11 protein-coding genes and 2 pseudogenes are annotated in these 12,871 nt (G+C 64.6%); 5 read left to right on the top strand and 8 right to left on the bottom strand.

Annotated features, from left to right (window positions below):
• Positions 1-251: 251 nt before the first annotated feature.
• Positions 252-464, top strand: a complete 213-nt coding sequence (locus E4N62_RS03030) for a hypothetical protein (protein ID WP_230211801.1) — start codon at positions 252-254, stop codon at positions 462-464.
• A gap of 27 nt (positions 465-491) precedes the next feature.
• On the opposite strand, the gene E4N62_RS03025 is transcribed toward E4N62_RS03030, so the two are convergent.
• Both E4N62_RS03025 and E4N62_RS03020 read right to left on the bottom strand, forming a co-directional pair.
• Entirely contained in the window at positions 492-896 is a 405-nt protein-coding gene (locus E4N62_RS03025; RefSeq protein ID WP_230211800.1) for an SRPBCC domain-containing protein, read from the bottom strand.
• Between the two features lie 52 nt (positions 897-948).
• Complete coding sequence (locus E4N62_RS03020) at positions 949-1,626, bottom strand: ABATE domain-containing protein (protein ID WP_230211799.1); 678 nt, start codon at positions 1,624-1,626, stop codon at positions 949-951.
• 21 nt (positions 1,627-1,647) lie between these two features.
• Between E4N62_RS03020 and E4N62_RS03015 the strand changes: the two are divergent.
• Both E4N62_RS03015 and E4N62_RS03010 read left to right on the top strand, forming a co-directional pair.
• A pseudogene (locus E4N62_RS03015) lies at positions 1,648-1,932 on the top strand (VOC family protein); the annotation flags it as partial.
• 1,117 nt (positions 1,933-3,049) lie between these two features.
• Complete coding sequence (locus tag E4N62_RS03010; protein ID WP_230211798.1) at positions 3,050-4,396, top strand: tetratricopeptide repeat protein; 1,347 nt, start codon at positions 3,050-3,052, stop codon at positions 4,394-4,396.
• 64 nt (positions 4,397-4,460) lie between these two features.
• On the opposite strand, the gene E4N62_RS03005 is transcribed toward E4N62_RS03010, so the two are convergent.
• The 5 genes from E4N62_RS03005 to E4N62_RS02985 form a co-directional block, all read right to left on the bottom strand.
• Positions 4,461-5,885, bottom strand: a complete 1,425-nt coding sequence (locus tag E4N62_RS03005) for a phage major capsid protein (RefSeq protein ID WP_230211797.1) — start codon at positions 5,883-5,885, stop codon at positions 4,461-4,463.
• A gap of 205 nt (positions 5,886-6,090) precedes the next feature.
• Positions 6,091-6,318, bottom strand: a complete 228-nt coding sequence (locus E4N62_RS03000; RefSeq protein WP_230211796.1) for a hypothetical protein — start codon at positions 6,316-6,318, stop codon at positions 6,091-6,093.
• Positions 6,319-6,543: 225 nt separating this feature from the next.
• On the bottom strand, positions 6,544-7,581 hold the full coding sequence (locus E4N62_RS02995; protein WP_230211795.1) for an AAA family ATPase: 1,038 nt from the start codon (positions 7,579-7,581) through the stop codon (positions 6,544-6,546).
• A gap of 601 nt (positions 7,582-8,182) precedes the next feature.
• Complete coding sequence (locus E4N62_RS02990; RefSeq protein ID WP_230211794.1) at positions 8,183-8,377, bottom strand: hypothetical protein; 195 nt, start codon at positions 8,375-8,377, stop codon at positions 8,183-8,185.
• A 631-nt stretch (positions 8,378-9,008) separates the two neighbouring features.
• Complete coding sequence (locus tag E4N62_RS02985) at positions 9,009-10,517, bottom strand: recombinase family protein (RefSeq protein WP_230211793.1); 1,509 nt, start codon at positions 10,515-10,517, stop codon at positions 9,009-9,011.
• A gap of 9 nt (positions 10,518-10,526) precedes the next feature.
• Between E4N62_RS02985 and E4N62_RS02980 the strand changes: the two genes are divergently transcribed.
• Positions 10,527-10,742 (top strand): VOC family protein, encoded by a 216-nt coding sequence (locus tag E4N62_RS02980; protein ID WP_230211792.1) that lies wholly within the window; start codon positions 10,527-10,529, stop codon positions 10,740-10,742.
• A gap of 179 nt (positions 10,743-10,921) precedes the next feature.
• On the opposite strand, the gene E4N62_RS02975 is transcribed toward E4N62_RS02980, so the two are convergent.
• The gene (locus E4N62_RS02975) at positions 10,922-11,884 is read right to left on the bottom strand and encodes a DUF4394 domain-containing protein (protein ID WP_230211791.1); all 963 of its coding nucleotides are present in this window, start codon (positions 11,882-11,884) and stop codon (positions 10,922-10,924) included.
• A gap of 628 nt (positions 11,885-12,512) precedes the next feature.
• On the opposite strand from E4N62_RS02975, the pseudogene E4N62_RS48510 reads away from it, so the two are divergent.
• Positions 12,513-12,611: pseudogene (locus E4N62_RS48510) on the top strand (helix-turn-helix domain-containing protein); the annotation flags it as partial.
• Between the last annotated feature and the right edge of the window lie 260 nt (positions 12,612-12,871).

Raw genomic sequence — 12,871 nt, 5'->3', positions numbered from 1 at the left:
CGCGTCGGCGGGTACCAGTGCGTCGTGGTTGCTCTCGCAGTTCCCCACGCCCCCAAAGACTCTGGGCGCGCCCCGTGCTTTTCATGGGCGCGGGGAACTGCGCGAGAAGCCCCACCGGGTCGCACCCTTCTCCAGTGGCCCGAGGTAACGCCTGGGACAACTCCTCGGTCGATCCCCCCTGTTGATGTTGGTCTTGCCGCACACTCCTCACGGGCCTCACGAGCCTCGCGGACCGTACGGCTGGAGACGTCATGCAGCAGATCAACACGAGCAAGGTGACCCGCTGGGACCAGCACGGCCGGGAACACACCGTGCGGGTACAGCGCTCGGGGGTGCAGCGCACGATCAGATGCGACACCTGCGGCTGGCGCCGGGGCGCGCAGTTCCTGCCGTGGCTGAAGGCCGAGGAACACCTCGCCGAGGCCCACCAGGCGACGGTGGACCCGACGGACTCGGACTCGTGACCGCCGTAGGTCCACGGGCCCCTGCCGTCACGCCAGTTGGTCGAGCTCCTCGGCGACTCGGTCCATCACGTGCTGCCAGTGGGCCCGTTGACGTTCCCGTTCCTCCGGGCCCGCCATGCGCTCCTGGTGGAAGACGAGCACCGATCTGCCGCCACCGGCCGCCGAGACGGCGACCTGGACGGTCGTGTCGCCGTAGGTGACGCGAATACGGTCACCGGGGCGGTAGCCGCGCACCTCGCCCGTGGCGCCCGCGTCGGTCTCGTACCCGGCGCCGCGCTCGGGAGTGAGCCGCGCCCCGGCCCCGAGCCACAGCTCCAGCCCACGCGGCCCGCTGACGAACTCCCATACGGTGGCGGGCGATTGGGGCAGGGTGCGGGAGACACCGACCTGCCATCCGGCGTCCTTGGTGAGTCCGGTGGATCGAGCGGACATGGGGATCACCCTCTCTGGGACTTCTGCCGTTCTCCAGGGCTTCTGCCGTTCGCTAGGACTTCTGCCGTACGCGGTGGGCGCGGACCTTGTGGCGGTTGCCGCAGTGCTCCATCGAGCACCAGCGGCGGCGGCCGGGGCGTGAGGTGTCGACGTAGAGGAGATAGCAGCGGTCCCCGGCGCACATTCGGATCCGTTCCGCGTACGGACTGGTGAGGAGGTCGACCGCGTCGCGCGCGACGGTGGACAGGAGGTGCGCGCCGGTCGCCGTGCCGGCGGCCCAGCCCCGGGTGCCGTCCGCACGGATCGCCGGGGCCAGCGGGGGGCGGGCCGCGGCCTCGTTGACGAGGTCCAGGTCGGCGGTGTCCGCCGGGGCGATGCCCAGCTCGGGAAGTCCGGCGCCGCCCACGACATGGGAGACGACCGTTCGGGTCAGCGCGTCGCGCAGCCGCCGGGCGTACGTCACGTCGTCCGCCGTCACGTGGAGGGTGGGGGGCGTGGGGGTGAGCCGGGACTGTTCGACCCATTCGAGCAGGTCACCGGGGGCGTGCAGCACCTCGTGGCGGGTCAGGGCGCCGGGGCCGCCGGTGACGAGCAGCTCCAGGCACAGGGCGCCCGGATCGAACCGGTAGACGTGCCCGGAGTAGGAGCGGAGCCGGATGCCACCCGGTGCCGAATCTCCCGACACTCCCGACACCCCCTGCGCGACCGATGCCCTGGACGTCGTACCCATGTAACCAATATAACCGGTTACATGGCTTCGACCACCGCACTGAACTGGAAACTGGTCATCGACACCCGGGACGCCCAGCCCCTGGCCGACTTCTGGGCCGCGGCGCTCGGGTACGAGGTGGAGGACCCGAGCACCCTGATCACCCATCTCCTCTCGACGGGCGACCTCCCCGAGGCGGCGGTGGCCGAGCACCACGGCCACCGCGTCTTCCGCGGCTACGCCGCCGTGCGCCACCCCGACGACCCGTACGACCCCTTCACCGGCATCGGCAAGGGCCGCCGCCTGCTCTTCCAGGACGTCCCCGAGGGTAGTCGTAGCGAAGACGTAACCGCTGCCACGGCAGAGCGCCCCCGACTACGGCCCTTGCTCACGTAGTCGGGGGCGCTGTACCCGTCCCGTCGGGGGAGGCAGGACGGGGGTCATGCGTTGCTGCCCTTGCGCCTCGCAGCGCCCCGGAAGCGGCAGCCATCGGGGGTGGTGCTACGCGCCCTGTATGGCGCCCTGGGCGTCACTCTCGCCGTACGGGTTGCCCTCTGCCGGAGTCACACGCCAGAAGGTTTCCGTAGTCGCCTTGAACTGACGATGCGTCGGATTCAGACCCGTGTGCTTCAACGTCCAGACCTCAACTGGCAAGCGCTCATTGTCAGTTGGCTGCGCCTGCGCCCCACACGTGATGCACTCGGCGGAGTAGATGCCCTGCGTTGCGCCCTGGGCGGTTTCCGGCCCTAGCGTCCACTCGGCGGCCCTGATGATTGAGCGCGTCACGCTTCCCCCCTGCTACGGCGGTTTGCTTCGGCCACAAGGGAATGCAGCCTGCCTCTGCTGCCCTTGCCCTTGCAGTTCGGGCAGGCGCACGGTGGATATGAGCTGGAGTAATCCGGCACCTTCGCAGGTTTCACGGTGTGCTCAGCGCGTACGAGGGTCCGGGCGCCTGTCTGCGGATCGATCCGGTACACAGCGATGGTCATCACTGGACGCGTCGCCCCCAAGGGTCGCCCTGGGCGCCTGTGCGCGCATTCCTGGGCGTCTCGCTCAGCGCTGCCACATAGGGGCGGACGAGAGCCCCTGTGTCCTCCCAGGGGCTCTCTGTGCGGTGCCTGCGCGCTGCTACCAGGCGAGCGCCCAGCACGCCGGGGGCGAGTCGCACCGGGGGCGCTGGAGGCGCTACGGGGGGCGTAGCGGAGCGGCGGTGCCGGGCGGGCGTGCGGCGCCGGAATGCGGCTCTCACTCGTTCGAGCGTTCGTGATAGGACGGACATTGTTGGCGCTCCTTCGTAGCGTCGACCATGCCCCCGGCCGTTCCAGCGGTGCGGGGGTCTTTGCTGCTCTAGGCAACTGCACCGCTACGCACAGCGGTACCGTTGAAGCGGCACCAGGACTTAAGAGCTTTAAGTGCCACGCCAGCACGAGGAGTTGAAGGCCCAGTGAGCATGCCGGAACCGAACGCTGATCTTGAGCGGCTGTACCGCGAGACAGGGTGGACGCTGCGCCAGTTCGCCCAGGGCGTGAATCGCGTAGGCACGGAACACGGAACTCCGCTCAACTACCGGGAGCCGTCTGTTCACCAGTGGCTAAAGGGGCACATGCCGAAAGTGGCAGCGCGGCCGTTGGTCTTGGAAGCACTGTCCCGGCAACTGAATCGTCCTGTCACCCATGCCCAAGCTGGATTTCCTACGCCCCAGGATCAGCCGAACGCGCTTCCTAGCACGGTGGAAGGGCTCATTGATCTTGGGCGAAACGATATGGACCCGTCCCGCCGCAGCGTGCTAGGCGCAGGTTTGTTCTCTGTTGCCCTTACCGTGCCCAACTGGCCGGATGTTGTTGGTCGAATGGAAGCCGTCGAGAAAGGCCAGACGCAGCGGGTAGGAATGCCCGAGGTAGACATGGTCATTGCCATGACCGAACGGGTGTCTGACCTTGACGACCAATTCGGCGGGCGCCATGCGCGCCCGATGGCAGCCGCATTTCTCGTGAATACGGTTTCCCCGTACCTTCGGGCAGATGCCCCGGACCATGTCCGTAAAGCGATGATGGCGGCGGCTTCTGATCTCTGCTATCTCACTGGCTATATGGCCACAGACGAGGGAGTCCACGGGCTGGCTCAACAGTATTACCTGAAGGCGTTGGAACTTGCCGGAGCGTCAGAGGATCACCTGACGTATTGCACAACGCTGCGAGGCATGAGCGTTCAAGCCGTAGAACTAGGGCACGGACAAGAGGCAATGCGCCTAGCCGATGCTGCCGCTGCGGCCTCTCCGAATGCTGGTCCTCGTATGCGTGCTTTCCTTGCTGGGCAACAGGCGCACGCTGCCGCTCAAACCGGCGAACGCAATAAAGCTCTTACGCACCTTCGGGAAGCCGAAGTTGCAATGGATAAGGCAGAATCCCGAGCCAAAATCTTTGGTTCGTACGATCCCGCCGCTCTCAATTACCACACAAGTCAAGTGCGGTACGAATTGGGAGACATGGCGGGCGCCGTTGAGGCAATGCAGCAAGCCGATAAGTTGCGGTACAGCGTCTACCGGCGCACGCGCGTCCATCATCGCACCATCCTTGCTGAGCGCCAACTAGCCGTTGGACACCTGGAAGCTGCATGCGCCACGTGGAATCACGCGTTGGATGATTACCCTCTCGTCCAATCCGGGCGGGCAGATCATCGAATGCAGAACATGTTCAAAATGATTCGCCCTCACCTGGGTAACCCGACAGCACGGGAACTCTACGAACGCGCACGGCTAGTCACTCCGCCGTCCCTGCTGCCCGCTCAATAGTCCGAACATAGAAAAGGTCCCGGTATTCGCCCCGCAGACGCGAGGGGATACCGGGACCTTTTCGTCAGAAGGTCGGTGCGATCAGGCCCGTGCCGCCCACCTTTGCCATAGCGCCGGACGCGTAGCGCTGGAAGGTGTACCCGAAGTACGAGTAGGCCACCAGGAGCACGCCCAGGGAAGCGGCGGCAGGCTGTTCCGCCCGAATAAACATCGGGGCCGCAGGGTCCTCCCAAAGGTGACACTCATTTCGCGGAACTACGTAGATCTCGTCTTCCGTGCCGCCGCCGAGATTGGTCGCAATGTTGTTGTCCACGACGACCAAGAGGCCAGACGACAGCTTTGCCCGAACGGCAGGGCCGTACTCATTGGTGAGCGTCAGACCACCCGCATTGACCGGCATTCCGCTGGTCGACACGAACGGCCAGGAAGAACCCACCTGAGAGGCAAGCCAGTTCCAGCGACGGGAATGCATTACCGCATGCGTGGCGTAGCCCATGTTCAAGAGCGTGGCCTCAACAGTGGAAGCGGCACCCTGAATCTTCGGCCAGAGTTCAGCCGCAGTCGGCGAAGCGTCGGTGTAGGCCGTGGCCGAAGCAACATTCGTCAGTCCAGTAGTGGCCTGGTTCAGTAGCGTACTGTCCAGCGTTGTTGCGACACGGTCGAAAAGGTCCTGCATGGTGACGTCGTCAATTCCAGTCCCGCGCTCGATAGCCTGACGAGAAACAGTCTGCTGCCCTGCCGCCGTTTGCACAGGAACGGTCAACAGGGTGTCATCCATGTTCGTCTCAGAGACTGCGGCATTTTCCGCCGACTGGAGAGCCGCACTCGATGCCGTCGTAATCCGAGAGATGTTGATGGACATACCCTGCGCGGGCAACGGGTGCCGGTTGCAGGCAGCATCCGCGAACGGGCGCAGAGCGGCCGTAGCGGGGGCGAACAGTTCGGTCATGTACTGCGGCACCGTAAGGCCGGTGAACGCGCCCGTACCGACCGCACGCGACAGATACTCGCCCCGCTCCGTCTGTTCTTCCCGCATGTGCCGGGCAAGGCGCTCTTGCGCCCCAGGGTCCCCGAAAAGGAACTGACGGGAAACATCAGTCAGGAAGTTCCGGCCGTTCGGGTCCTGGTCGGGCCGGTAAGTGCGCTCCTCCATACCGATCCGCGCGACACGGTCATAAGCAGGCTTGCGCACGTTCGTGGGCGTGATCTGATTCACCCTCTTGCCGTACTCGATTTCTTCGAGCTGCACGGCGCGCAACTGCTCAAGGTCGCGCCCAGCATTCCTCGCCTCAATGACCGAAGCGTCTTTCGCTTCGATCAAGCGCGTTACTTCCCGGTCCTCCTCTTGTGTGAGGTTGGAACGGCCGGCTCGCTGCGCGGCGTCAAGAATGGCATTGATTTGCTGTTGTGCGATTTCCTTGCTGTGGCGCGCATTATCGCGCACCGTTTCGACCTGGCGAATACGGTCGGTAAGTATGTACGAGGTCATGATGAACCCCCAGGGTCAACACGCGAGAAAAGGACGCGTGCCCGCTGCAAAAGGGTTGACCATCGGGGGCATCTGCCCGACAAGCCAGGACACCTAGCCCGCTCGGAGGGGGCTGCCGTGGCACATAGAATCCGGCCGGACTGCGCTCCACACGGGACATCTGCCGGGGAGCGCTATCCATACCCGGAAGTCTCTGGAGTGTATATCACCGCCCAGACATTTGTCTCTGAACCTCTGCTAGTGCCGTATCCCAAATCACAGGTGAATCATTCTTTGTAGAGATCCCGTATGCATTCGCCCATGCCGCCAACGCGAATATCAGCTCTATCGGGTCTGAGTTGTCCACGATCACCGCAGCGCCTGTCTCGTCTCCGGCGAGACAGGCCCGGAGGAAAGCCGGGATGGCTGCGGGCTCAACGGTCTTACTGTCCACGTCGACTCCTTCAAGATCACCGATGCATCGGCTATCGGGGAGAAAATTCCGAGTTGGCACAGGGGCAGGGAAAGACGCGCGGCCCTAAAAACCGGGGTGCTCTGACCTGCATGGCTACGTGCCTGCTCTGTCTCTGTCCCACCAATGCCCCGAGTCCCACCCCTATAGGGGGGTGGGACGGGACGGGAATTCCCATGGGACAGCGTGGGACTACGTGGGACAAAGTCAGGTCAAGGTGTCCTGCACCCCCCTTGGCATTGCCCAGAGAGGGCGTTTCTCTGTACCTATGTTCTGCACTGCACCCCTTGTGTGCAGGTCTTTTATCGCTCGGTAGGCCGTCGACTTGGGTAGGCCCGTGATCTCGATGAGTTGCGGCCCTGTCGCGCTGGTTGTCCCGAAGTTGTCTCGCAGGGCGTCGAGAATGACCCTTTCACTGGTCACCATTCCTGTCATGTTCACGCACGTAGGATCGAATGCGTGGGACGAATACAGAACGGCTGACGCTCCGATGGGACGCAGGCGCAATGAGATCTTGGGGAAGTCCTCGACGTCCTTTTGTTTCCCGCTATGGACGTCTACCCGATCCCCATCCTTGACGACTTTGATTATGCTGGTTGCCGCACCTTCGATTGCGGACGCACCACGCAGGTCTAGCCCATTCTTGCCGGAATGGTGGACCATGAGGACGCAGGCCCCGCATGCCTGCCTGATCTTGTCAGCAGCGTGAACCACCTTTCCCATTTCGCTGTTGCTGTTCTCGTCGGCTCCAACGGTGACGCGTGCCTGTGTGTCGATAACTACCAGGATTGGCCGCAGTTCCTTGATTAGCTCGATAAGGGCCGACAGGTCTTCGAGCCTGAGAAGCTGCACAGCAACAGGCAGGAAGATAACGTCACCCATTGAGATCCTAAAGGCTTCCTCCCAGGCTCTTACTCGCTTGCGAATGCCGGATACGCCTTCGGCCACGATATAGAGCACTCGCCCTTTAGTGGAGGTGTGGTCGTGCCATGGCATTCCGTTCGCTATGCATCCCGCCCAGTCGAGCGCGACGAATGATTTAGCGCTCCCAGGCTTGCCGTACAGCCACGCAAGGGAATCCCGGTACAGAATTCCGTCAAGGATGGGAATAGGGTCATTAATAGTGTCCAGTGCATGACTGCTGACCAATGTCGCCCGTAGTTGATCTAGCCGTGCCTGCGTGGGATTCTCTGACTGGTTGGCAATCACCCCGACGCTAGCGGCTATCTGATGCGCCTCGGTCATCTGTCTACCGCCCTAAAGGCGCTGCGAATGGTGGCCATGGCTTCATTGGCGAGTATCCCAATGCGCCCCGCCGCGTCGACTAGCGCTCTCTCGACTTGTTCTCTGGTTACTTCCTTTGCTGCCACCATTTCAGCCGCGCGACAGGCAGCCCAGTAAATCGCGTGATTTCTGCTACCTTCTTTCGCTTCCAATACCGTCCGAATGAGGCCAACGAATCGACCTCCAGCGTTGGCGGCTGACCCTGGCTGGCTAAAGATGGGACCGCTCTCATCCTGTGGCGGGGGGCCTAGGCCGTTATCAACCGCATAGAAATAGGCGCGTCGGCTGACGGCCATGGCTTTGAGCGCCAGCGCATTAAAGTCCTTATTGAGGTCCCACCTAGTCCACTCTTCGTCGTTGAGGAGGCCCCCGTCATGTTCTATACAGAGTTGGATAGCCCGAAGTGGCCCAACCAATTTCAACAGGGGCACGAACAGGTCATTCACTCGACCCCCCGCCAAATGGACCAGTTACGACCCCTGTGACTCCACTTGCGGCTACGGCCGCCCGGACGGCGTCATGCATGTCTGTGAGGGTGCCTCTCAATACGGGACAGCTCGAATCATGGCAGATCGTCATGCGCCAAATCCCGGACGCGTCCTTGACGATGCCGTGGACGCGTGAGCGGCAATGTGAACAACGGTATTGCCGGGCAAACTCTTTGACCGATTTCGGGGGTCCACTCGGCGCCGGCTTCGGCTTTCTGGATTTCTTGTTTCCTGGCATGTTTCATCACATCCAAAATCGGTTTGGTCACAGTTATCCCCTTGCTTGTACTCCCCGTGGAATGGCTACCTGCCAAGGGACCGGGGGCGCCCCTCCAAGGTCCAAGGACCATGACTGCTTTGGGGATTTTCAGGCGTAGCGAATTACCGCCCAGTGCGCGGGAAAGTGCGCAGGCGTGATATTTGCCTATGCGGCATCGAGGGAATCCCCGTCCGGGCGCTGGGCCGGAGGCGGGGGCAAGACAGCGAGGGCGAGACGCTTGCGTTCGAGGGCCGCGCGCACAATGCGGGCAGCCTGGGCAAGCTGTACGGGGTCGTCGATCGCGAGTTGAACATGTGCGGCCTGAGTGGCAGCTTTCAGTTCGCGTTCGAGGGCGGAAGTGTCCGCGTCGGGGTGGTGCCGTTTCTGCGCGGCAATGCGTGCGCGGATTCGTGCGGCCTCTGGGGAAATGGGCATGAGGCGTCCCGGATATGCTCCGTCTCGGAGCGCGGGGCCGCTTACCGTCGCGGCCCGGTTGCCAATCAGACTAAGCACAGATTCTTGCCACCGGTAGGGGGGTTGTGACCGGCCTCACACCAGTGCGTCGGGGTGCCCGCAACACGAAACAGCGGCCCTCCGGGGAGAGCCGCTGTCAGTGCGTGGATGGCGCGTTCAGATCATGCCTAGTGAAATTCGATCAAGACGCGGTTCTGATCAAACCCCTTGGTCCCCGGCTTGGCGCGCTTGACCGTCACACGCTCAATGAACACTCGCAGGAGCGCGCGCCTCTCGTCCAGCGTCATGGCCTCCCACGACCCCCGTGCCTCCCTGTAGTCGACAGTCGCGACCGGGGCCGGTATGGCGGTCAGTTCGGCCCGTAGGCGCTGTTCCCGCTCGTTCAGACCGGCCCGCATGTTCTTCCACTCGGCGAGTGTCAGTTCACCGCGTCCCCGCTCGGCAGCGATTTCGTTGCGCTCCGCCTCAACTGCCGTGAGTTCGACGGTCAGTTCATCCCGGCGGGTGGCATTGTCGTCAGACGTGAGGGAATCGAGAAATCCCGGCATGTCCAGCAAGTTGAACAGTTCATCCGCAACGTACTGTTCGGTGGCTTCCAGCATGATTCCCGTGCAGCCCTTACCTCCCCGATTCGGGTGACACAACAGGTACGGCGTCCGCTTTCCATTCTTCAGTTTCTTCATCGAGCCGACCATGGGCGCGTCACATACGCCGCACACTGCCAGGCCACCGGTCAGGGTGTATTTGCGCCCGGCGCGGTTGCCCTTGTGCGCGTCAGTAATCGGGTAGGTGAAGCCGTCAGAAGTGCGGACCGTGCGCGGCGCCGACAGTTTCGCCCGGCATGCCTGCCACGTTGCCTCATCGAGAATGGGCGCCCAGTTTCCACGGCCCACAATCACGCCCTGATGGACTCGGAACCCCGCAATGGTCGGCTTGGTCACCATGGACCGCACAGAGCTTGCCGTGAGCGTAGAGGGCCGCGTGACGGGCTTCCCCGCCGCATCGGTCACGATCTCCCCGTTGGCATCCTTGACTTTCACCTTGTGCGCCCCGACCAGTCCGCGCGCCCGCAACTCCGCAGCGATGTTGGCGAGCGACCAACCGTCCAGCACCTTTTCGGCGGCCCACCGGATCGCCTCTGCCTGCTCCGGGATGATCACGTACGTCTTGTTGCCGGATTCGTCGACAGCGTGGCCGTACCCGAACGGCTTGGAGCCCGCAGGGCGCCCCTGGGCGGCATTCTCGGCAAGACGATCGTTGACCCGCTTTTTCATCTTGCGCACCTCCCCAGCGTTGAGTACCGCGCGGATTCCGGCGACCTCATCATGTACGCGTACAACGCCGTCCCTGTTCGTGTGCAGCTCACTGATACCGGCTGAGTCCATCTCTGCGGCCAGAGTGAACCACTCGACCTCACGCCGTTCCAACCGGGACTGTTCAACGGCCCAGACGTGGGCGACTTCCCCGCGTGCGAGAGCCGCGCGGAACTCTTCGAAGCGGGGTCTGTGGTCGCCGTTCGCGGCGGATATACCAGCGTCGGCGAACACCTTCACGGGCATGCCCGGCCACATGCTCGCGGCGTAGGAGCGGCCCCACCCCTCTTGGAGGTCGACACCCTCATAGCTGCCGTCGGGGCGGGGGGACAGTCGGCAGTACAAAGCAACACATTGAGTCATAACCCCAGCGTGCGCCCGGTTACGTCTTCCGAACAAGTCCCCGAGCCCAAGACGGCCAAGAACCGCCTCCACATCGACGTGCACGCGGGCCCCGACGGCCTGGAGGCCCTGGCCACCCGCCTGGAGACCCTGGGCGCCACCCGCGTCGAGGAGTTCGACCGGGGCCCGGCGGGCCACTGGTGGGTCATGCGCGACCCGGAGGGCAACGAGTTCTGCGTGGCTTGACTCGCACCTCGGGCTGAAACCCGAGGATTCTGGCTTTCTCGACTGGCTGCCGTGCCGCTACGCGGTATGTCGAGTGCGGCGTTGTGGTCCCGGTCGTGGAGCGTGCCGCAGGCGCCACACGTCCACTCCCGCGCGTGCAGTGCGGGAGTGGACGTGTGGCGCTCACGTCCGGGCGTCCGTCAGCCCTGTCGCAGGGGTATCGCCAGATCCACCACCTGGCGGCTCTTCGGGAAGACCCCCGCCGAACTCGCCTTCCCCGTCAGCAGGTTGACGGCGAACAGTCGCGTCCCCGTCACCGCGTACCCGGCGTTCACCCCGCTTCCCGCCGAGCTGTAGATGTCGAACCCGGCGGTCAGCGGGGCGTCGACGCCGAGCTTGCCCGTGGGAGCGAGGTTGCCCGCGTTGGCCGGGGACTGGACGGAGACCTGGTCCTGCGCGGTGTCGAGGTCGAAGAGGGTGGTCGCGGTGGCCGCGTCGAGGTCGTTGTTCGTGTACGCGGCCCCGGTCACCCCCCGGGCGGTGACGCCGGTCGTGGCGGGCGGCACCGGCGGGTTGACGAGGGTGCCGTCGACGGCCGTGGTGCCGGCGGCCGGGGCGCCCTGGGGGTCGTCGAGGTTGTGGCGGAGGTTCTGACCGGTGTCGCTGATCACCCGGAGGCGGTTCGCGGCGGGGTTGAAGTCGACGCCGTAGGCCGTGCCCTGGAGGGCGACGGTGAGCTGTGAGACCTTGGTGGCCTTGGCTCCCACCTCACGCAGGGTGTAGACGCCGCCCTTGTCGCCGACGCCGTACAGCTTGTTGTTCTGGACGCGGTAGTCGATGCCGACGAGCCGGGTGTCCCCCTTGAGGCCGCGGACCTTGCCGAGCGGGACGGCGGCGGCGGGCTTGTCGACGCGGAAGACGACGAGCCGCTGGTCGGTGGTGAGACCGACGGCCTTCAGTGCGCCGGGCACCTGCACCCCGGCGCCGAGACCGCCGCCCTTGGACTCGATACCGGTTCCGGCACCCGTGCCGGAACCGGAGGAGTCGCTGCCCGCGACCCCGGTCGACGCCGACGATCCGCCCAGCGCCCCGGATTTGACCGCGCCGACCGTCCCGATCGCCACCGCCATGGTCAGTACGCCGATGACTGCTTGCTTGCGCATGTGCGCCCCCGTGAGATGCGCGGCCCGCCCTCTGCGGGCCGTATGCCCCCTTCTTCGGACCGGGGGAACGTCCGGATTGGTGGGTCGTACGAGATTTTTCCGGGCACTTCGGAAGCTTCCGTGGTGTTCCAGAGGTTCCATGGCATTCCGTTGGACACCGTTCGCCCGCTCTCGGACGATTCGAGGTGCCTGTCAGCCCGTCAAGCCCGTCACCGGCCGCGTGGCCCCAGGAGGCGGACAAGGAACGGATCACCACGCTGATCGTGAAGCACGGCGCGCACGACTCGGACCCGGGCAGCCGCCGACCGTTCTTCGCCAACCAGCCCCGTGGCGGTGCCAAGCTCTACACGGTGTCCACCTTGCTCGCTGGGCAGGGCGCCTGGCCCTTCAGGTCCGGGGTGAATGCCCGTTCCCACGTAGCGGGGCAGGGGAGGCCGAATCGACGCCGGGGCGATTCGGCGTCTCGGGAGGGACGGCGGTGAGGTCGGCGTGGAGCCGTTGGTGGTGGCGGGTTTAGGGCCCGGTGGTCGGGGGTTGCTCTGGAAGGCGAGAGCGTGCTGGTCACTCTCAGGGGTGATGTTGGTCGAAGTCGTGGGCGGTAGGGGAACGAAATGCCTAGGTTCGGGGCATGTCTCGTTTCCGGATGTATCCGTCGCGCGCACAGGCCGAGCAGATGCTCACGCACTGCGCGCACGCGAGATACGTGTGGAACCTTGCCGTCGAGCAGCACGCCCACTGGCGGCGGTGGCGCAGGTCCGCGCCGGGTTTCGCGGAGCAGTGCCGTCAGCTGACCGAGGCGCGGCGGGAGAACGCGTGGCTGGGTGCGGGGAACGCGGATGTGCAGCAGCAGGCGCTGAAGGACTTCGCCCGGGCCAAGAGTGCCCGGTTCACGTCCGGGTTCGGTGAGCCGACGTGGCGCAGGAAGCATGTGCATGAGGGTTTTAGGGGGTGTTTCGACAGTCCTGTGCGGTGCCCGCGGTGTCCGGT

The sequence above is a fragment of the Streptomyces sp. MNU76 genome (assembly GCF_020982545.1).
In the GTDB taxonomy this organism is placed as follows: domain Bacteria; phylum Actinomycetota; class Actinomycetes; order Streptomycetales; family Streptomycetaceae; genus Streptomyces.
The sequence above is the reverse complement of the archived record's forward strand: the minus strand, read 5'-3'. Positions and strand labels throughout refer to the sequence as shown.